The sequence below is a fragment of the Antarctobacter heliothermus genome (assembly GCF_900188425.1).
In the GTDB taxonomy this organism is placed as follows: Bacteria; Pseudomonadota; Alphaproteobacteria; order Rhodobacterales; family Rhodobacteraceae; genus Antarctobacter; species Antarctobacter heliothermus.
Window position 1 is genome coordinate 46,386 of the sequence record NZ_FZON01000016.1, and the last position, 21,315, is coordinate 67,700.

Genomic DNA, 21,315 nt, shown 5'->3' on the forward strand with positions numbered 1-21,315 from the left:
ATGACCCACACCCGCATCCGCACGTTCAACACCAGCGACACCTACCCAGAACAGAACCTGGACAACGATCTGTGTCAGGCGGTTGTGACGCGCGGCGGCAGCACGGTCTGGATGCGCGGACAATGCCCGCAGGATCTGGACACGGCCCGCAACCTCGACAGTCATGACCCTGCGGAACAGACCCACAAGGTCATGCAGAACATCCGCCAGCTGATCGAAGAGGCCGGCGGCACGATGGACCATCTGGTCAAGGTCGTTGTCTACATCACCGACGTGCGCCACCGTGAGGCGGTCTACCGGACCATGGGCGAATACATCAAAGGCGTGCATCCGGTGTCCACCGGGCTTGTCGTGCAGGCGCTGGCGCGGCCCGAATGGCTGGTCGAGATCGACGCCACAGCCGTGATCCCGGATTGAGAGCAAAGAATTGGGTATTTTTACAGAGAAGAAACACGGGGAAGCGCCATGACCTTTTCGCTTGTCGCGCGCTGCGCGGACACCGGCATGTTTGGGCTGGCGATTTCATCCTCGTCCCCTGCCGTGGCGGCGCGGTGCGCCTATGCGCGGGCGAGGGTTGGGGCCGTGGCATCCCAGAATGTCACCGACCCGACTCTGGGGCCGTTGGCGCTGGACCTGATGCAGGAGGGTATGAGCGCCGCAGAGGCGGTGGCCGAGGTACAGCAGCGCGGCAAATTCATCGAGTACCGGCAGGTGCTGGCGGTGGACGCGCAGGGCGGAACGGCGATCCATTCCGGGCCGAACTCATTGGGAATCTGGACGCAGGCACAGGGGCGCGATGTGGCCTCTGGCGGCAACATGTTGGCCAATGACGGTGTGCCAGCGGCCATCGTGGCGGGCTTCGAGATGGCAACCGGCCATCTGGGCGACCGCCTGATTGCCGCCATGCGCGCCGGTCTGGCGGCGGGCGGTGAGGCCGGGCCGGTGCATTCGGCGGGTATGATGCTGGTGGACAAGGTCAGCTGGCCGGTGGCCGATCTGCGCATCGACTGGACCGAGGATTGCCCGATCGAGGCCGTCGCCACCGCATGGGGCATCTACAAGCCGCAACTGGATGCATATATCCAACGCGCTCTGGACCCGCGTGAGGCGCCATCCTACGGCGTTCCGGGCGACGAATAGCGCCTGCCCCTTGCGCCCCCTGACCATCAAGGACAAAGCTTGAGCGGCATAATCGCTCAAGGAAACAAGATGCTGAGGTATACCCTCCGGCAATTGGAATATTTCGTCGCCGTTGGCGAGGCGGGCAGCATTGCGCGCGCGTCAGAGCGGATCAATGTCTCATCGCCTTCGATTTCTGCCGCGATAACCCAGCTGGAGCAGGAGTTCGGCCTGCCGCTGTTTGTACGCCAGCATGCGCAGGGGCTGTCGTTGACCCAAGGCGGACGGCAGATGATGGAGCAGGCGCGGCTGGTCCTGCGCGAGGCGGGCGCGCTGACCGATATCGCGGGCGACATCGCGGGCAAGGTGCGCGGGCCACTGGCCATTGGCTGCTTGCTGACCTTTGCGCAACTGGTGCTGCCGGGATTGCGGCGCGGGTTTGAGGCGCAATACCCCGAGGTCCGCCTGCGGCAAGCCGAGCTGAACCAGGTGGAATTGTTCAGCGCCCTGCGACGGTCAGAGGTCGATCTTGCCCTGACTTATGATCTGGATCTGCCCGCCGATCTGCAATTCACCAGCCTAGTGCGCCTGCCGCCCATTGCGCTGATGGGCACCGGGCATCCACTGGCGGATCGCGCCTCGGTCACCATCGAGGATCTCAAGGACCATCCCATGGTGCTGTTGGACCTACCGCTCAGCGCCGATTATTTCCTGTCGTTTTTCAACAAGTTGGGGACCAAGCCCATCATCGCCGAACGCACCCGCGACATGGCGGTGATGCGCAGCCTTGTGGCCAATGACTTTGGCTATTCCATCGCCAATGTGCGCCCGCTCAGCGACATCGCCCCCGACGGCAACCCGGTCCGTTGCGTGCCGATCACCGGCGACGTGCGCCCGCTGCGGATGGGGTTCCTGACCGCGCAGGACGCCGACCGGTCCAACGCGGTCCGTGCGTTCATCGAATACGGCATTGGACTGGTCCGCAGCGGGCGGCTGGCCAGCATTGGCGGGGAACCGATGGTCTGACCTTAGCGCCTGCCTAAGCCATGCTTTCGCAGGGCAATCTTTCGGGGCAGGCCCGCATGGGTATCCTGCCCGCAAACATCATGGAGCAGACCTTGCGCGATCCCCGATACGACATCCTGTTCGAGCCGCTGACCATCGGCCCCGTCACCGCAAAAAACCGATTTTACCAGGTGCCGCATTGCAACGGCGGCGGCTATCGCGATCCTTCTGCCGCCGCCGCCATGCGCGGGATCAAATCGCAGGGCGGCTGGGGCGTGGTGTTCACCGAACAATGTGAGATGCACCACACCTCGGAAATCACGCCATTCATCGAGCTGCGCCTGTGGGAGGACAAGGACATCCCCATGCTGGCGCGCATGGCCGACAAGATGAAAGAGCACGGCGCGCTGGCGGGCATTCAGCTGGCCTATTCCGGCGTCAACGGGCCGAACCTGTACACCAAGGAGGTGCCGCGCGCGGTCTCCCCCGGGCCAATCCGCACCTTTACCAATGACCCGATGCAGGCCCGTGCCCTGTCCAAGGATGAGATCAAGGACCTGCGCCGCTGGTTCGTGAACGCGGCAAAACGCGCCCAGATTGGCGGGTTTGACCTGATCTGCCTGTACGGCGCGCATGGGTTTGGTATCTTTCAGCACTTTCTGTCACGCGCGACCAACATGCGGGACGATGAATACGGCGGCTCACTGGAGAACCGCTCGCGCTTTGCCCGTGAGGTGATCGCCGACATGCGCGAGGCTGTGGGCGATACGATGGGGATCACCCTGCGTGTCAGTCTGGATGAAAGCATCGGCGACCTTGGCTTTTCCAACGCCGAGGTGCGCGACTTTGTCGAGATGAACAAGGATCTGCCGGATCTTTGGGATCTGGCACATGGGACGTGGGAGGATTGTTCCGGGCCCAGCCGCTTCAAGGACGAAGGCGCGCAAGAGGCTTTGGTGCGCGGCATCCGCGAACTGTCGGACAAGCCGGTGGTCGGTGTCGGGCGCTTTACCTCGCCCGACGTGATGGCCAAGATGATCCGCAGCGGCACGCTGGACGCCATTGGCTGCGCGCGGCCGTCGATTGCCGATCCCTTCCTGCCGAAAAAGATCGAGGAAGGCCGGATCGAGGACATCCGGGAATGTATCGGCTGCAACATCTGCATCACCGGTGACATGACCATGTCGATCAGCCGCTGCACTCAGAACCCGACTTTCATGGAGGAATGGCGCAAGGGCTGGCACCCGGAACGGATGAACGCACAAGGCGACAGCCAATCAGTTCTGGTGGTGGGCGCTGGACCGGCAGGGCTGGAGGCGACGCGCGCCTTGGCGGAACGCGGCTATGACGTGGCTTTGGCCGAGGCGGGTACAGCGGTCGGCGGTCGTGTGGCGCGTGAACGACTGTTGCCCGGCCTATCCGCATGGGGCCGCGTTGCGGATTATCGCGAATACCAGATCGGGCAAAAACCCAACGTGCAGACCTATTTCGACAGCGCGCTGGACGCCGACAGCATCCTTGAGTTCGGTTTTGAGCACGTCTGTATCGCCACGGGGGCCAAATGGCGAAGCGACGGGGTCAGCCGTCAGCATGTTGTGCCCTTCCCGATGGACGCGGCCATGCCGATCTATACGCCCGACGACATCATGGACGGGCAGCGGCCCTCTGGCCATGTGGTGATTTACGACGACGATCATTATTACATGGGCGGCGTTCTGGCTGAACTGTTGCGGCAGGAGGGCTGTCAGGTCACCATCGTCACGCCCTCTGCCTATCTGTCCGACTGGACGGTGAACACGCTGGAACAGCACACGATCCACCGGCGGCTGGCCGAAATGGGGATCGAGATTGTGCTGAACCGGGGCGTGTCGGCCATCGGCAAGGGCCATGTCGTGACCAACTGCACCTACACTGACCGCCTGACGGAAATCGGCTGCGACGCGGTGGTGGTCGTTGCCTCCAAACTGGAAAACAACGCGCTTTATACCGATCTCAAGGCACGGCAGGATGATTGGGCGGATGCGGGGATCAAATCGGTCAAGATCATCGGTGATGCCGAGGCCCCCGGCCCGATTGCATGGGCAACCTACGCAGGCCACCGCTATGCTCGTGAACTGGACGGCACGGACATCGGCGACGCCCTGCCCTTCCGCCGCGAAATCACCGAACTGGCCGCGGAATGAAAGACCCGTTTCCCTTTGATCCCACTGCGACCGACCAGATCCTTGCGTGGACCGCAAAACGCATCGCCGAAGGCCCGGACCCAAAGCATGGCGCACAGGCCTTTGCCGCGCTGGAACCGATCCTGGGCGGGTCGATCACCAACGACGGCATTGGCAGTCAGGCCGCCTTTGACCTGTTCACCGACACCATCGTGCCGTCAACCCGGCCCTTTGGACACCCCACCAGCCTGTCCTTTGTCGCTTCCGCCCCCAGCCGCGCGGCGCTGAGCTTTGACGCGGCCTTGGGCGCGGCGGGCATATTTGCCGGAAACTGGGACGGCGGCGCGGGTGCGATCCACGCCGAAAATCAGGCGCTGCGCTGGATCGCCGATCTGGCACAGTGGCCGGAAACGGCGGGCGGTGTGTTTGTGGCGGGCGGCACGTTGGGCAACCTGTCGGCCCTGCACGCGGCGCGCGAATGGCACCGCCGCAACCACCCCGGTGAGGGCCGCGGCGCAATCCTGTGTTCGTCCGAGGCGCACAGTTCCATCGCCGCCGTCGCGCGGATCATGGATGTGGATGTGATCCTGGTGCCTGCCGACGCGCGTGGGCACATGTCGGGAGAGGCCGCCAAACCTCATCTGGATGACCGCGTCTTTGCCATCGTCGCCAATGGCGGCGCGACAAACTGTGGTGCTGTGGATGAGATTGCCGGTCTGGCCGACCTTGCGCAGGCGCATGGTCTCTGGCTGCACGTCGATGGGGCTTATGGGGGCGCGGCGCTGGCCGATCCGGTGATGCGGCCCGCCTTTGACGGCATAGACCGCGCCGACAGCCTGATCGTCGATCCGCACAAATGGCTGTTTGCACCTTACGATTCCTGCGCGCTGATCTACCGCGATGCCGGTCACGGCGCGGCGGCGCATGGGCAAAAGGCGGTCTATCTGGACACCGTGGACAAGACCCACTGGAACCCCTCCGACTACGCGCTGCATCTGACTCGTCGGGCGCGCGGATTGCCGCTGTGGTACGCGCTGGCGACCCATGGCACCCGCGCCTACACGCAGGCCATCGCCGCCACGCGCGAGGTGGCAGAAGAGATCGCAAAAGGCATCGCAGCAATAGACGGACTGGAGTTGCTGCTTGGGCCGCAACTGACGGTGATCCTGTTCCGCCCCACCGACATGTCCGAGGACGCCATGATCACATGGGCCGAGGGGCACCGCCGCTCTGGCGCGCTGCTGTGCCTGCCCACGCGCTGGCGCGGTGAGATGGTGTTTCGTCTGTGTATCGTGAACCCACAGACTGACCCAGATGCAGTGTTGAACACGCTCAAGACTCTCACGCCATGACCACAAGCCTCGAGATCCTCGACAAGCTCATCGGGTTCGACACGGTCAGCGCCCGCTCAAACCTGCCGCTGATCGCCTATGTTGAGGACTTCCTCACATCACGCGGCTTTGCCGTCACCCGTTTCACGGACCCCCAGCAGGACAAGGCCGGGCTATTCGCCAGCATCGGACCAAAGGGTGCGGGAGTCCTGCTGTCGGCCCATACCGATGTTGTCCCGGTTGAGGGCCAGACATGGACGCGCGACCCGTTTCGCCTGACGGTCGAGGGCGACCGTCTCTATGGGCGCGGCACAACCGACATGAAGGGGTTTCTGGCCGCAATGCTGACCTGCGCCGACAAGGCCGCGAAGCGCCCCCTGCGCGAACCGCTGAAACTGGCCATTTCCTACGACGAGGAAATCGGCTGCGTCGGTATTGCTCGAATGATCGACGCGCTGGAACCCGCCATCGGCCTGCCGCGCGCCTGCATCGTGGGCGAGCCTACGTCGATGCAGGTCGCCGTGGGCCACAAGGGCAAGCGCGCGATCCGCGCCACCTGTCACGGTGAGGCCGGCCATTCTGCGCTGGCGCCACGTTTCACCAATGCGCTGCACCTTGCGGCGGATCTGGTCTGCGGCCTGCGTGCATTGCAGGACGATCTCGCCACCAACGGCGCGCGCGACGACAGCTATGCGATCCCCTACAGCACCGTCCATGTGGGCAAACTGTCTGGCGGCACTGCGCTGAACATCGTCCCTGACCGGGCCGACGTGCTGTTCGAATTCCGCCACCTTGCCGCCGACGCCCCTGACACGCTGATGGCACGCATCCAGACCCTTGCCGATGGGATCGCCCAAACCCACGGCGCGACACTCTCGCTGGAGCAGGTCACAGCCTATCCCGGCCTCGACACCCCGCCAGACGCCGAAGTCACGCGCCTTGTCCAGCGCCTTGCCCGCTGCCAGACCCTGACCAAGGTTGCCTTTGGCACAGAGGCCGGTTTCTTTGACGCGCTGGGTATCCCCACTGTCGTCTGCGGGCCCGGCGATATGGAAGCGCAGGGCCACAAACCCGACGAATATCTGCAAAAGTCGCAACTGGACGCCTGCGACTCGATGCTCGACCAGGTGTTGGACGAGCTTTGCTAGGCACATGGCCAATTCCCACATCGCACAAAAATCATGCAGCCCTGACCCATTTTTGTGCAACCATGCTTGCTGTGGCGGGAAAAGCCGTTGTTCGGCGCGTCTTAGGCTGAGGCTAACAATCGCTGAGGCAGTCGTTGCTTCTGACCCTTGGGTAGCCTTTCTATGCTCCTGCAACGGACACGAACCAAGGACGGGGCGCGCGTGACACCAGAAACGACCTTTGCGATCGACGTACAGAACGCGGTCAAGCGGTACGGCGATTTTACCGCGCTCAAGCGCGTGTCGCTGTCGATCCGGGACAATGAGTTCTTTACCCTGCTTGGTCCTTCTGGCTGCGGCAAGACCACGCTGTTGCGCATGATCGCCGGGTTCGAGGAGGTCACAGAGGGCGCGATTCACCTCTTTGGCGATGACATCGTGAAACTGCCGCCGCACAAACGCCCTATCAACACGGTGTTTCAGAACTATGCCCTGTTTCCGCACATGACCGTGCTGGAAAACGTGGGCTTTGGCCTTGAGATGCTGGGCAGCACCAAGTCCGAGGCCCGCGCCCGCGCGGGCGAGGCGCTGGACATGGTGCAACTGTCTCAATTCGCAGCGCGCAAGCCGTCGCAACTGTCCGGCGGTCAGCAACAGCGGGTGGCTCTTGCCCGCGCGCTGGCCCCGCGCCCCAAGGTGCTGTTGCTGGACGAACCGCTGAGCGCGCTGGATCTCAAGCTGCGCAAGGCCATGCAGATCGAGTTGAAACATCTGCAACGCGACACCGGCATCACCTTTATCTTTGTCACCCACGACCAGGAAGAGGCGCTGACCATGTCCGACCGGATCGCCGTCATGTCCGCCGGTGAGGTGCAGCAACTAGGCGACGCGCGTGAGATCTATGACCGCCCCCGCAACATGTTTGTCGCGGACTTCATCGGGGAAACCAACCTGCTGGAGGTCTCGGTAGACACCGTCGCCGACGGTCAGGCCGCCTGCCATCTGGGCGGCGGGCACCGGCTGACCTGCGACGCGGTCGAGGGCATCGGCCCGGGCGCAAAGGTCCACATGTCGCTGCGCCCCGAACGTCTGACCCTGTCGTCTGACCCCACACAGGGTGACAGCCTGAAGGGCCGCGTGCGCGAGAATATCTTTTCCGGCACCGACATCTCGACCATTCTGGACCTCGCCGACGGGCCGGAATTCCGCGTCCGCGCGCCCAATTCCAGTCGCGGCGACAGGCGCACCTTTGAGCCGGGGACAGAGGTCTTCGTCAACATGGAGCAGGGGGCCGCGCGCCTCCTGATGGACTGATGGCAGGCGGTGCCGCCACGGGCGGCTCATCAACCAGCGACACCTATGCCGAGGCGCGCACATGGCTGTTGTTGCCCGCCTGGGTGACGCTGGGCATTCTGGTGCTGGCCCCGGTCACGATGATGCTGATCTATTCCTTCCTGACCAAGGAATTTCGTGGCGGCGTGATCTGGGAATTCAGCCTGTCCGCCTATGATCAGTTCTTTTTCGACCGGGGCCTGTTCGGAGATGACCCGCCCCGGATCGAATGGACCTATATCCAGATCTTCTGGCGCTCTATCTGGCAGGCGGGGGCGGCGACATTGCTCAGCCTCGTGATCGGCTTTCCCACCGCCTATTTCATCGCCACTCGCGCCCCGGCGCAGCGCACCTTCTGGCTGTTCCTTGTCACCATCCCCTATTGGGTCAACCTGCTGATCCGCACCGTGTCGATGAAGTTCCTGCTGCGCGACCAAGGCCCTCTGAACGAGGCGCTGCTGGGCATCGGGATCATCAGCGAGCCGCTGTCCATCGTGAACACCAATGTCGCGGTGCAGCTGGGGCTGTTCTATTCCTACCTGCCCTTCATGGTTCTGCCGATCTATGCTGCGGTGGAACGCTATAACTTTACCCTCTCCGAGGCGGCGGCAGACCTTTATGCCTCGCGCTGGACGGTACTGCGGCGCATCCTGTTGCCCTCGGTGAAACCGGGGATCATCGCGGGCTGTATCCTTGTCTTTGTGCCGTCGATGGGATCGTTCCTGGCCCCGGACCTGCTGGGCGGGGCCAAGAATTTCATGATTGGCTCGCTGATCGAGGAACAGTTCAAGGGCAACGCCGGAAACTGGCCGTTCGGGGCTGCCGCCTCGATGATCCTGTTGACGCTGGTGCTGATCATCCTGCTGATCTTTGCCCGGCAACAAAGCAAGGCGGAGTCCTGACATGAGCGCCAGCAGATATGACTTGCGCGTCTACCCCGGCTTTCGCGCCATCACGATCCTTTGCCTTGTGATCCTTTATGCGCCGCTGCTGGTGGTCACGATTTACAGCTTTAACGCCTCGCCCTCGATCACCAACTGGGAAGGGGTCAGCCTGCGCTGGTACGCGGATGTCTTTACCGGCCCGGAAAGCGGCAAGTTCAAGCTGGCGGCGCGCAACAGCTTTGTCATCGCTATCATCGCGGCCAGCGTCGCCACCTGCATCGCCACCCTGTCTGCCACGGCCATCCTGCGGGCGGGCAAATACAAACTTCGCATGTTGTCCTTTGGCCTGATCTCGCTGCCGCTGATGGTGCCGGAAATCGTGACCGCCGTGGCGACATTGATCTTTTTCAACGCCATCGGGTTTGACCGGGGGCTGCTGACGATCCTGCTGGCGCATATCGCCTTTTGCATTCCCTTTGCCTATCTGCCCATCGCGGCCCGGATGCAGGGGATCGAGGCGACGTATGAGCAGGCGGCGATGGACCTTTACGCAACCCGCAGACAGGCGTTCACCCGCATCCTGCTGCCGCTGATGGCGCCGGGGATCGTGTCAGGCTTTCTGCTCGCCTTCATCGTGTCGCTGGACGATTTCATCATCACCAACTTTGTCAAAGGGGCCGGGATCGAAACCCTGCCCACCGCGATTTTTGGCGCGGTCAAACAGGGCATCAAGCCCAACATCATGGCCATTTCCACCATGCTCCTGGGTGTATCGGTGGTGATGGTCACCCTGTCATGGCTGATCAGCCGTAAGGACAAGACAAAATGAACCAACAGAGGGGAACGACAATGAAAAAACTGATGACAACAACCGCAGCCGCACTGGCACTGACGGCTGGAATGGCCGCAGCCGAGGGCAAACTGGTGGTCTACCACTGGTTCGAATACATCCCGCAAGAGGTGCTGGACAAGTTCCGCGAACAGCACGACGTCGAGGTGGTCATGGACACCTACGACAGCAACGAGGCGCTGCTGGCCTCGCTCAAGGCGGGGGCCATCGGAACCTATGACGTGGCGGTGCCCGGCGACTACATGGTGCAGATCATGGCGGGTGAGGGCCTGCTGGACACCATCAAGGACGGCGAACTGGCCAACAAGGGCAACATCCTGCCGCAATGGGCCGACCCGTCCTTTGATCCGGGCCGCGCGCATTCCATTCCCTACCAGTGGGGCTCTACCTCGTTTGCGGTGAACCGCGACGTCTTTGACGGCGACATCAACACCACCGACATCCTGTTCAACCCGCCCGCCGACCTGTCGGGCAAGATCAACATGCTGGACAGTCAAGGTGAGGTCATGGCCATGGCCGCGCTGCACATGGGCATCCCACAGTGTTCCACCGACCGCGACCAGCTCAAGGCGCTGAACGACATGTTGCAAGAGGCAAAGGTACACTGGGCCTCGTTCAACTCTGATACCGCCAAAGAAGTGCTGGTGTCGGGCGATGCCGCCGTGGGCCAGATCTATGACGGATTTGCCGCCAAGGCGCGTGAGGAAGGGGCCAACACCGAATACGCCTTTCCGACGCAGGGCTATATCGTCTGGATGGACAACGTCGTCCTGCTCAAGGACGCGCCGAACCGCGACAACGCGTTGAAGTTCATGGACTTCCTGCTGGAGCCTGAAAACATCGCCGCCGTCACCAACTATGCGCGCTATGTGTCGGGTGTGGATGGGGTTGCGCCGTTCCTTGATCCCGCTCTGGCAACGCAACCGGAATCCAACCCGCCTGCAACTGCCGGGGAAGGCGTGTTCATTCAGGTTTGCGATCAAGCCACGCAAGAGGTCTATGACCAGATCTGGACCAACCTGAAAAAGTGATCACTTGGACCTACGAAACGACTGGAGGAGCGCAATGCGCTCCTCCTTGCGTTTGAGGACTACGGAACTCTACCTGTCTCAGGCTCAGGCGACGCACACCGCCCGCGCCTCGTCTGACATGGCTCCGGCAGTGCGCGCGGGCCATGTCACCATGATCACCGCACAGCCCTGACAGTCCGCCGCCCGCAACGTCTGTTCCAGCGCGTCCAGCGGGCAGTCCAGCAACTGTTGGGTGGGCTTGGAGACGTCGATACCCACGCGAATACGCGTCCTGGACGGCAGGCCACGCGCCAGCAGATCATCGCGGATCCGCCCCGCCTGCCCCACCGACATGTAAAACACCGACGTCGTTCCCGGAGAGGCCAGACGCGTGCTGTCGGGCAGCGCCGCCCCCGCCTGCGCCATCCCGGTCGTCAGGATCAACGTATCGGACACGCCGCGTTCCGTCAGGGTCTCACCCATCGCGGCGGCCGCAGCAGAGGCCGCGGTGATGCCCGGCACCACGTCCACCTCTATCCCTGCCGCGCGGATTGCGGTCAGTTCCTCCCCCACGCGGCCAAAGACACCCGGATCGCCGGATTTCAACCGCACCACACGGCGGCCCCTGCGCGCCTCGGCCACGATGACCGCATTGATGCGGTCCTGTGGCCAGGCGTGCGCGCCGACCACTTTGCCGACATAGACCCTCTCGGCATCGCGCCGCGCCAGTTCCAGCACGTCGGCATCGACCAGACGGTCATAAAAGATCACGTCGGCCTCCTGCATCCGCTCGACCGCCCGCAGCGTCAGCAAGTCCCGCGACCCCGGCCCAGCCCCCACAAGCGAGACATGACCCTTGTGCGTCTCCAGCGGTGCGCCGCCTGCCGCAATTGCCGCCTTGATCTGTTGCGCGGCGTCCCGTTCCCGCCCCAGCGTCCACGTCGCACGCGGCCCGCCCTTGAACACCCACGCCCAGAACGGACGCCGCTGTTCACGCGCGACGCGGGCATTGACGACAGGCCGCAAGCGCCCCGCCAAGGCCGCCAACCCCCCAAGGTTCAGTGGAAGGCTCTCCTCCAGCCGCGTCTTGATCTCACGCGTCAGCACCGGCGCTGTGCCCTCGCTGCCGATGGCGATCACAACCGGGTCGCGGTCCACCAGCGCGGGGGTGGTCAGGTCGCAAAGGTCAGGCCGGTCCACCACGTTCACCGGGCAGCGCATCGCCTGGGCCAACCCGTGTACCGCCGCGTCCAGACCCGGACAGCCGGTGGCAATAAAGCCCATCGCCGCGCCGTCAAACACCTCCGCCGACAGGCGCGAAACATCACGCGCGCGCCCCTCTGCCACCAATGCCTGCAATTCGGCGTCCAGTTCAGGGGCGACCAGAACAATCTCTGCATCGGTCTTGAGGATCAGCCGGGTTTTCTGCGCCGCCTGTTCGCCCCCGCCGATGATCACGACGCGACGGCCCGAGGTGCGGATGAACATTGGAAAGCTTTTCATGACAGTCTCCTAGGCCGAATGCAGAACGGAACGCGCGCGCCACAGCGCGGTCGGATCGGGCGCGGTGCCCAATGTGTCAAAGGCCAGCGCGGCGGTGCCCAGCACGATCTGGCGGGCAAACTCCGGCCCGGTATCGTCCTGCCAAAGCGCGGTCAGCGCCTGTGTCGGCAGCTCCAGATCGCTCAGCCGACGATGGTCCTGCACACGGGCCGGAAAACTGCCCTGCCACGGCGCGCCGTCCCGCAGGCCAAATCCCGCGATCTCCATCCCCGGATGCCGTTCAAATTCCCCGCCGCCGCCCTTGATGACGGTCAGGTTGTGCCAACCAAGGCGCTGCGCCGCATCCGCCTGCAACAGGCGGTAAGTCGGGTGAAACACCCCCTGCACGCTGGCGCTGGCACGGCCCGGATTCAGCATCCGGCAGACCGTGTTGACGCAGGATCGCAGGCCCAGAGTGCGGCGCAGATCCAGCAAGCGAAACAGCGCGGGATGCGCCGCTTCCAGTGGCAAATAGGCGATGCCCTGCGTATCCAGCGCACGGGTTGCGGCCTCTGGCGTGTCAGCCATCGGGATGCCCAGCGCCGCCAAGCCCTGCCGGATAGACGGGTCCGGTCCGTTCCACCCGTGCAGCAGCACACGCGACCCGCTGTCAGCGACCAGCTTTGCCGCCAACAGGAACCACGGCAGCCCGCGCGTGCGGCCCGCCGCGTAACATGGCCAGTCCAGATCGGCCTGCGGCCAGTCGGCCAGCGGTGCCTGTGCGGCGCGGGCGAATCCGGCGATCTCATCCGCCGTCTCGCCTTTCATCCGCAGCAGCATCAGCAACGCGCCAACCGCCTCCGGTGCCGCCCCCGCCAGCATCTGCGCCATGGCGTCGGCGGCCTCACCCTCGGTCAGGGACCGGGACCGCCCCGGCCCGCGCCCCAGTGTGCGCACATGGTCTGACAGGCTCATTCCGCCGCCTCCCGCGCCTGCACCATGGTCAACAGATCGGCCAGTTCCGGACGGCAGGAACCGCAGTTTGTGCCCGCTTGCAGCGCAGCCCCTATGGCCTCGACCGACATCAGTCCCTGATCCTCTATCCCGGCAAGGATGGTGTTCACCCCAACCCCGAAACAGGAACACAGGATCGGCCCCGGGTCCGGCACATCCGCAGGCGACCGCCCCGACAGCAGGCTTTGATCTGCGGCATCCGGCAAGGTGGCAAGGTAGTCGCGCATCACCGCAACCGGCGTGGGCGACACAAACAGCGCCGCAATCAACCGCTCGTTTTCGCGGAACGCCAATCGCGCGACGCCGTGCCCCGGCCCATGCACAGAGGTCAGTTCCGCCTCTGGCAGGTCAAACAGGCGACGCGCCGCGACCTCCCAGTTGGGCGGCGTGTCCAGACCCGCCAGTTCCGCGCGGAACCCAGCCCTGGTCGTGCTCAGCGCCCAGTAGTCGGCGGTCGGCGCCATCGGGCGGGCCGAGACGGCAAACCCGTACCACGCCGCGTGCAGGCGGGTCACGCGCACGACGCTGGCCTTGCTTTCGGGCTGGCCGGACACCGGATCGGTCACGCCGGCCACCAGCGCGTCAATCCGGGCAGAGGGCGCGGTTTCCCCGGTCCAGTGCATCGGCGCAAAGACCTGTCCGGGCTGCACGACATCGGTGATCCGCGCCCGCAGGATGGCATTGCCCTGCGGGCTGTCCAGTGTCACCAGATCGGCAGGACCAATCCCGAGGGCGCGCGCGTCCTGTGGATGAATTTCGACAAACGGTTCCGCCAGATGGGCCGACAGGCGCGGCGACAGGGCCGTGCGCGTCATCGTGTGCCACTGGTCGCGGGTGCGCCCGGTGTTCAACACAAATGGATAGCGCGGTGCGGTCCGGGCTGCCGGGGCGCGCCATGAAACAGGCAGGATACGCGCCTTGCCATCGGCGTGATAAAAGCCACCCTCCGCGAAAAAGCGCCCGCCCTGACGGGACTCAGACACCGGCCAACGGGTCGGGCTGAGCGCGGCGTAGCCCTCTGCCCCAAGGTCTTGCAGGCCGGAGATGTCAAAATCCCGACCGAACCGTCCGGCAATGCCCGACAGCGCGGCGTATTCGCGAAAAATCTCGACCGGCAACTGATAGTCGAACGCATCCCGCCAACCCATCCGGCAACCGACCTCTGCCAAGATCTCCCAATCGGGGCGGGCATCACCGGGCGCGGGCAGGACCGCGCGCTGGCGGCTGATGGTGCGGTCGGAATTGGTGACGGTGCCGTCCTTCTCCGCCCAGGCACTGGCGGGCAACAGCACATCAGCCAGCCGCGCGGTGTCCGTCGCGGCTGTAATATCGCTGACCACGGTGAACGGACAAGCCGCAATGGCGTCGCGCACGGCGTCGGCATCAGGCATCGACACGGCGGGGTTGGTGTGGATCACCCACAGCGCCTTGATCCGCCCGTCCCCAACAGCGCGGAACATGTCCACCGCCTTGAGCCCCGGTCGGTCGGGCACAAACGGCGCTTGCCAGAAATCGCGCACCGCGGCGCGGTGGTCGGCATTTTCGAGATCCAGATGGCAGGCAAGCATATTGGCCAGCCCACCGACCTCACGCCCGCCCATGGCATTGGGCTGGCCGGTGACCGACAGCGGGCCAGAACCGGGTTTGCCCACGCGGCCCGTGGCAAGGTGACAGTTCAGGATTGCGTTGACCTTATCGGTGCCGCTGCTGGACTGGTTCACCCCTTGGCTAAAGATCGTGACAACCTTTTCGGTGCTGATCCACAGGCGGCAGAATTCGGCGATCTGCGCCGCGTCCAGCCCGGTGACCGTGTCGTCGTCCTGCTCCGCCGTTTGCAGCGCCGCCTCGAACCCCTGCGTATGGCCCAGATAGTTGTGATCCAGTGCCCCCGCCTTGTCGATCTCGACCAGCAGGCGGTTGAACAACGCCACGTCCGACCCCGGCTGCAACGCCAGATGCATGTCAGCCCCGTCACAACTGGCCGTGCGGCGCGGGTCTATCACCACGATCTTGGTGCCGCGCTTTTTCCGGGCCGCCAGCACGCGCTGGTACAAAACCGGATGACACCAAGCAAGGTTCGACCCCACCAGCACCACCAGATCCGCCTCTTCGAGATCTTCATAGGTGCCGGGAACCGTATCCGTGCCAAAGGCGCGCTTTTGCCCCGCCACGGTGGAGGCCATGCAAAGGCGCGAATTGGTGTCGATGTTCGCCGACCCGATGAACCCTTTCATCAGCTTGTTGGCGACATAGTAGTCTTCGGTCAGCAACTGCCCGGAAACGTAAAAGCCCACGCTGTCAGGCCCGTGCTCTGCAATGGTCTGTTGGAATCGCGTCGCCACCGCGCCCAGCGCCCTGTCCCAATCGACCTCCTGCCCGCCAATCTGCGGGGCCAGCAACCGCTGACCCAGCCCCACGGTTTCGCCCAGCGCCGAGCCCTTGGAACACAACCGCCCGTGGTTGGCCGGGTGGTCAGGATCACCGCGCACGTCCAGCCCGCCCGCGCCGTCCGGCGACAGCAGAACACCGCAGCCCACACCGCAATAGGGGCAGGTCGAGCGGACGGGACCACACCCGGCCCCGTCCATCACGCGACGCTCCTCTGGCGCAGCACCGAGCCGTCGATCTGGATGCGCCCGGCGTCAACGCGGACCGGATAGGTGGCGATGTGGCCGGCGTCCGCGCCCTGCGCCTGCCCGGTGTTCAGGTCAAAGACCCAGTTGTGCAACGGGCAGGTCACCGACTGACCATGCACGATGCCGTCTGATAGCGGCCCGCCCTTGTGCGGGCAGGTGTCAGAGACCGCAAAAACCTCATCCGGGCCGGTGCGAAACACCGCAACACAGCCGACGTTGGTTTTCAGAACCCGTGCGCCGCGCAGGGGCACCTCATCAATCGCGCCAATGTCGATCCAGCTCATTCCGCCGCCTCCAGTGTCAGATCGGCGAGCGGCTGATAGCGCTCGACCTGTTGTGCATGTTCCGCCCATGGGTCCTTGCGGTAGATCGACTGCGACAGATCAAAGGCCGCGATCAGGCGTTTGCGCTCGTCCAGATCGTCGACAACCCGCTCCTTGACCCAATCCAGCCCCACCTTGGCGACCCATTTATAGGCCCGGTCCAGATACTTGGCGTTTTCGCGGTACAGTTGGACAAAGGCGACGGTCAGGTCGATCGCCTCTTGTTCGGTTGCGGCAACCGCCAGACCTTCGGTTTCCTTCAGGTCCATGCCCGCCGCGCCCGCGACGCTGACCTGATAGCCGCTGTCGACGCAGATGATGCCCACGTCCTTGCAGGTCGCCTCGGCGCAGTTGCGCGGACAGCCAGAGACCGCCAGCTTGACCTTGTGCGGTGTCCACGACCCCCACAGCAGCTTTTCCAGTTTGATCCCCAACCCGGTGGAATCCTGCGTGCCAAAGCGGCAGTGGTCAGTGCCAACGCAGGTTTTGACCGTGCGCAGCCCCTTGGAATAGGCATGCCCGCTGACCATCCCGGCCTTGTTCAGATCGTCCCAGATGAACGGCAGGTCCGCACCCTTGACGCCCAGCAGGTCGATGCGCTGGCCACCCGTCACCTTGACGGTTGGTACGTTGTATTTGTCCGCTGCATCGGCAATGGCGCGCAACTCGTCTGCGGTGGTGATCCCGCCCCACATGCGCGGCACGACGCTGAATGTGCCGTCCTTCTGGATGTTGGCGTGCTTGCGTTCGTTGACGAAACGCGACTGCGGATCATCAAGGTATTCCACCGGCCAATCCGCCAGCAGGTAAAAGTTCACCGCCGGGCGACAGACGTGGCACCCGTTGCGGGTCTTCCAGCCCAGCTCCTGCCAGACCGCCTCCTGGCTTTTCATCTCCTGCGATTTGATCAGGCGGCGCACGTCCTCATGGGTCAGATCGCAACAGCCACAGATCGGCTGCGCTGTCGGCATCTGGAAACTGTCGCCCAATGTGACCTGCAACACCTGCTCGACCAGCCCGGTACATGTCCCGCAGGACGCACTGGCCTTGGTCGTGGCCTTGATCGCGCCCAGATCGGTAGCACCCGCCGCGATGGCCTCGACGATCTGTCCTTTGCAAATGCCGTTACACCCACAGATTTCCGCCTCAGGCGGCAAGGCTGCAACGGCTGAGAGAGGGTCCGTTTGGCCACCTCCCTGATAGGCGGGTCCAAAGATCAGCGTCTCACGCATCTCTTCGATGTCGGTGCCGTCCTTGATCAGCCCGAAGAACCAGTTGCCGTCGGCGGTGTCGCCATACATCACGGCACCGATCAGACGGTCATCCTCCAGCACCAGCCGCTTGTAGATGCCGCGCGCCGGGTCGCGGAACACGATATCCTCACGCCCCTCGCCCTCGGCGAAATCACCGGCACTGAACAGGTCACAGCCCGTGACCTTCAGCTTGGTTGCGATGTCCTTGACGACAAAGGCCGCCGGATCACCCATCAGGGTCTGCGCCAGCACCTTGGCCTGATCGTACAACGGCGCGACAAGACCAAAGAGATGGCCGTTGAAATCGACACATTCGCCAACCGCGAAAATGTCCGGGTCCGAGGTCATCATCTGCGCGTCGATCTCGATGCCGCGCGCCACGCTGAGACCCGCATCCGTGGCAAGCCGGATCTCGGGACGGATGCCCACGGCCATGACCACCAGATCGGCGGGCAGGATCTCATCGCTCTCCAGCAGGACCGCCTCTGCGCGATCCTTGCCAAGGATCGCCTTGGTCGAGGCCTGCGTCTTGATGGTGATGCCGCGCTTTTCCAGATCGCGGCGCAGCAAGTAGCCTGCGGATTCGTCCAACTGGCGTTCCATCAGGTGACCGTTCAGATGCAAAACCGTCACATCCATCCCGCGCAGGGATAGCCCTGCCGCCGCCTCTAGCCCCAGCAACCCGCCGCGGATGACAACGGCGCTGCCGCCCTTGCCCGCCGCCTCGACCATTGCGTTGGTGTCGTCAAGGTCGCGGTAGGTGATGACACCGGGCAGATCCTTGCCCGACACGGGAATGATGAACGGCGCAGACCCGGTGGCAATCACCAGCTTTTCATAAGGCACGTCACCCCCGGCGCCATGCACCGTCTTGGTGTCGCGATTGATGGCGGTCACCGCCTCGCCAAAGCGGCAGGTCACACCGCGCGCGGCGTACCAATCGGCATCATGGGTGATGATCTCTTCGTAGGTCTTTTCACCCGACAACACCGGCGACAGCATGATGCGGTTGTAGTTTCCGCGCGGCTCGGCGTTGAACAGGGTGATGTCCCAATTGTCCGGCTCTGCGTCGGTCAGATGCTCCAGCACCCGGCCAGAGGCCATTCCGGCCCCGATGACGACAAGTTTCTGTTTCATGTCATGTGACCTCTCAAATGTACCAGGCGACGATATGCGCCAGTTCACCGCCCTGATGGATCGGCACGGCAACCATGGTGCCGTACCCGGCGCTCAGCCCGGACTGGCCGGATTGCACCACCGGCAGCCCCGTGCCGATCACCCGCCCGATGGCCCCTTGAAAGGCGGTCACGCGGCGTTCGTTACCCGCGTTGTCAGGATCGCCCAACGTGCCCTCACGCGCGCAGATGCCATCCACCAGCAGCGCCGCATTGTCCCCGGCACGGACCTTGCGCGCATCCCACAGCTCAAACCGGCGGGCGATGGGGGTGCCGCGCGCCGACAGCAGCGTCATGACATAGGTCTTGTCGTGCGGCACCGGCACCGGCAGCCCCAGACCCGTTGTCAGGCCCGCCTCACCCGCGCTTTCCGCGCGGATGAACCGATACCCGGAGCCAAGATCGCGCATCAGCATCGGATGACCTGACACCCAGACCCCGCCGGGCAGACCTTGTCCCTTGGGAAAACTGGTGTGTTGGCTGACCCACTCGAAATGCTTGGCCGCGCCGTAATAGCCGTCATCCAGCATCAGCAGGCCGTCCTCTTCGTGCCAGACCTCGATGGCGCCGGTGCGGGCGTCATCGTCGCCGCATAGCACAACCAGAACCGCCTTCAGCGTGTCCTCGTCAAAGATCGGCATGGCCACGGCGCTGGTCAGCCCCGCCTCTGCCGCGGCCTCTGTCCGCTTGAAGTAAGAGCCGTCGAAGCCCTTGAGCACCACGGGGCGTTCTTCGGCCCATGCCTTGCCCGGCAGGCCCTCGCCCTTGGCAAATTCCGTCCCCCGAGATGTCTCCTCAAAGGCCGCCAAATCGCCATAGCTGCCCTCGACCAGCTTCAGCACGCCGTCCTCTGGCACCCAGACCTCGGTGACCTGAATGAACGTCTTGGTAGGTGTATCGATAACCACATCCATCACGCGGCCTCCTTGTTGTCAGATTTTCCGGCGGCGGTGGTCGCCTTTTTGGGTTTTGCGCCGTGTTCGTATTCTTCGAGAAAGCCCAGAACCTGCTCGCGGTAGTGGTAGTAATCGGGGTGCTCCAACAGCGCCTTGCGGGTGCGCGGGCGCGGCAGATCGACGTTGACGATCTTGCCGATCGTGGCCTGCGGGCCGTTGGTCATCATCACCACGCGGTCCGCCAGCAGGATCGCCTCATCGACGTCATGGGTGACGCAGACGGCGGTGACCTTGGTCCGCGACCAGACCTCCATCAGCACCTCTTGCAGCTCCCAGCGCGTCAGGCTGTCCAGCATCCCAAAGGGTTCATCCAGCAGCAGCAGCTTGGGCGACAAGGCAAAGGCCCGCGCGATGCCGACGCGCTGTTTCATGCCGTTCGACAGATCGACCGCAGCCTTGTCCATCGAATCCGCCAGACCGACGCGTTCGAGGTAGTAATCCACCACGTCCTGTTTTTCGGCGCGACTGGCGCGGGGATAGACCTTGTCGACGCCGATGGCGCAGTTCTCGCGCGCGGTCAGCCACGGGAACAACGAGGGCGACTGGAACACCACCGCGCGTTCGGGATCAGCGCCTTCGACGTGGCGGCCGTCCAGCTTGATCGCGCCCTTGGAGATCGCGTTCAGACCGGCGGCCATGGTCAGCACCGTGGACTTGCCACAACCCGAATGGCCGATCAGCGAGATGAACTCGCCCCGGTCCATCTTGAGGTTGAAATCCTCGACCACGGTCAGCGGGCCCTTGGGCGTCGCATAAACCTTGTGCAACTGGCTGAAGTCCAGGAACCGCTCGTCGATCAGCCCGGCCTGCGCGTCCTTGATGACCTTTGGCACACCGTGGATCGGCGTCACGTCAGGCAGCACCTTGCTGCCCTCGGCGCGGGCCTTGATGCCCACGTCCATCAGGTAATTGGTGACAGCGGCGCGCAGCGCCTTGAACCGGTCGTCATGGTTCATCGCCGTGCGGTCACGCGGGCGGTCGATGCCCATCTTGAATTCTTCGCCCAATGTCCCGTCCGGGTTCAGCGCGATGATGCGGTCGGCCAGCAGGATCGCCTCATCCACATCGTTGGTGATCAGCACGCAGGTCTTCTTGTCCGCCTCCCAGATATGCTCGATCTCTTCGGCAAGGTTGCCGCGCGTGAGCGCATCAAGCGCCGACAGAGGCTCATCCAGCAACAGCACCTCTGGCGACATCGCCAGCGCCCGCGCCACGTTCACCCGCTGCCGCATCCCGCCGGACAGTTCCGCCGGACGGCGCGTCGCCGCGTGGGACAGGCCCACCATCTGCACATATTGCGCGACCTTGGCGGCCTTTTCGGCGCTTGGCATCTTCGGGAACACCGTGTCGACCGCCAGCCGCACGTTCCCCTCAACCGTCAGCCAGGGCATCAATGAGTAATTCTGAAAGATCACCCCGCGTTCGCGTCCCGGCCCGGTGATGGGCTGGCCGCGAAACGTCACGCTGCCCTTGGTGGGCTGTTCCAGCCCGGCCATCAGGTTGATCAGCGTGGTTTTCCCGGTGCCGGAGAACCCCAACAGCACCAGAAACTCCCCCTCTGCGACGCTCAGGTCGATGTTCTTGAGCACATGGCTGGCGTGGGTGCCGGTGCCAAAACTTTTCGAGACGTTGTTGAATTCGATCACAGCCATATCG

General features: G+C 64.0%; 17 protein-coding genes. 10 read left to right on the plus strand and 7 right to left on the minus strand.

Annotated features, from left to right (window positions below):
• The 10 genes from CHB90_RS10445 (at window position 1) to CHB90_RS10490 (ending at window position 10,841) form a co-directional block, all read left to right on the plus strand.
• Window positions 1-417, plus strand: coding sequence for a RidA family protein (locus tag CHB90_RS10445; RefSeq protein WP_089277814.1), 417 nt, complete (start codon window positions 1-3; stop codon window positions 415-417).
• Window positions 418-465: 48 nt separating this feature from the next.
• Entirely contained in the window at window positions 466-1,140 is a 675-nt protein-coding gene (locus tag CHB90_RS10450) for a DUF1028 domain-containing protein (protein WP_089277815.1), read from the plus strand.
• Between the two features lie 69 nt (window positions 1,141-1,209).
• Window positions 1,210-2,145, plus strand: coding sequence for a LysR family transcriptional regulator (locus CHB90_RS10455; RefSeq protein WP_089277816.1), 936 nt, complete (start codon window positions 1,210-1,212; stop codon window positions 2,143-2,145).
• A gap of 92 nt (window positions 2,146-2,237) precedes the next feature.
• Window positions 2,238-4,307 (plus strand): oxidoreductase, encoded by a 2,070-nt coding sequence (locus CHB90_RS10460; protein WP_089277851.1) that lies wholly within the window; start codon window positions 2,238-2,240, stop codon window positions 4,305-4,307.
• Window positions 4,304-5,638, plus strand: a complete 1,335-nt coding sequence (locus CHB90_RS10465) for a pyridoxal phosphate-dependent decarboxylase family protein (protein WP_089277817.1) — start codon at window positions 4,304-4,306, stop codon at window positions 5,636-5,638. Before CHB90_RS10460 ends, CHB90_RS10465 begins: the two co-directional genes overlap by 4 nt.
• Window positions 5,635-6,765, plus strand: a complete 1,131-nt coding sequence (gene argE, locus CHB90_RS10470) for an acetylornithine deacetylase (RefSeq protein ID WP_089277818.1) — start codon at window positions 5,635-5,637, stop codon at window positions 6,763-6,765. The genes CHB90_RS10465 and argE overlap by 4 nt, the downstream gene beginning before the upstream one ends.
• Before the next feature lie 162 nt (window positions 6,766-6,927).
• On the plus strand, window positions 6,928-8,058 hold the full coding sequence (locus CHB90_RS10475; RefSeq protein WP_089277819.1) for an ABC transporter ATP-binding protein: 1,131 nt from the start codon (window positions 6,928-6,930) through the stop codon (window positions 8,056-8,058).
• Window positions 8,058-8,978, plus strand: a complete 921-nt coding sequence (locus CHB90_RS10480) for an ABC transporter permease (RefSeq protein ID WP_089277820.1) — start codon at window positions 8,058-8,060, stop codon at window positions 8,976-8,978. Before CHB90_RS10475 ends, CHB90_RS10480 begins: the two co-directional genes overlap by 1 nt.
• A gap of 1 nt (window position 8,979) precedes the next feature.
• Window positions 8,980-9,789, plus strand: coding sequence for an ABC transporter permease (locus CHB90_RS10485; protein WP_089277821.1), 810 nt, complete (start codon window positions 8,980-8,982; stop codon window positions 9,787-9,789).
• A gap of 20 nt (window positions 9,790-9,809) precedes the next feature.
• Window positions 9,810-10,841 carry an extracellular solute-binding protein gene (locus CHB90_RS10490; protein WP_089277822.1) on the plus strand — a complete coding sequence of 344 codons (1,032 nt, stop codon included), beginning with the start codon at window positions 9,810-9,812 and terminating at the stop codon, window positions 10,839-10,841.
• Between the two features lie 84 nt (window positions 10,842-10,925).
• On the opposite strand, the gene cysG is transcribed toward CHB90_RS10490, so the two are convergent.
• Genes cysG through CHB90_RS10525 form a run of 7 tightly spaced genes read right to left on the minus strand, consistent with a single transcriptional unit; the run spans window position 10,926 to window position 21,311 of the window.
• Entirely contained in the window at window positions 10,926-12,323 is a 1,398-nt protein-coding gene (gene cysG / locus CHB90_RS10495) for a siroheme synthase CysG (protein ID WP_089277823.1), read from the minus strand.
• A gap of 9 nt (window positions 12,324-12,332) precedes the next feature.
• Entirely contained in the window at window positions 12,333-13,277 is a 945-nt protein-coding gene (locus CHB90_RS10500) for a glycosyl transferase family protein (protein WP_089277824.1), read from the minus strand.
• Window positions 13,274-15,904, minus strand: coding sequence for a nitrate reductase (locus CHB90_RS10505; RefSeq protein WP_089277825.1), 2,631 nt, complete (start codon window positions 15,902-15,904; stop codon window positions 13,274-13,276). Before CHB90_RS10505 ends, CHB90_RS10500 begins: the two co-directional genes overlap by 4 nt.
• Window positions 15,904-16,236: a nitrite reductase small subunit NirD gene (gene nirD, locus CHB90_RS10510; RefSeq protein WP_089277826.1), complete on the minus strand. Its 333-nt coding sequence runs from the start codon at window positions 16,234-16,236 to the stop codon at window positions 15,904-15,906. Before nirD ends, CHB90_RS10505 begins: the two co-directional genes overlap by 1 nt.
• Window positions 16,233-18,665 (minus strand): nitrite reductase large subunit NirB, encoded by a 2,433-nt coding sequence (gene nirB / locus CHB90_RS10515; RefSeq protein ID WP_089277827.1) that lies wholly within the window; start codon window positions 18,663-18,665, stop codon window positions 16,233-16,235. The genes nirD and nirB overlap by 4 nt, the downstream gene beginning before the upstream one ends.
• A gap of 13 nt (window positions 18,666-18,678) precedes the next feature.
• A complete protein-coding gene (locus CHB90_RS10520) occupies window positions 18,679-19,617 on the minus strand; it encodes a GAF domain-containing protein (protein ID WP_089277828.1) in 939 nt (312 codons plus the stop codon).
• Window positions 19,617-21,311, minus strand: coding sequence for an ABC transporter ATP-binding protein (locus tag CHB90_RS10525; protein ID WP_089277829.1), 1,695 nt, complete (start codon window positions 21,309-21,311; stop codon window positions 19,617-19,619). Before CHB90_RS10525 ends, CHB90_RS10520 begins: the two co-directional genes overlap by 1 nt.
• Between the last annotated feature and the right edge of the window lie 4 nt (window positions 21,312-21,315).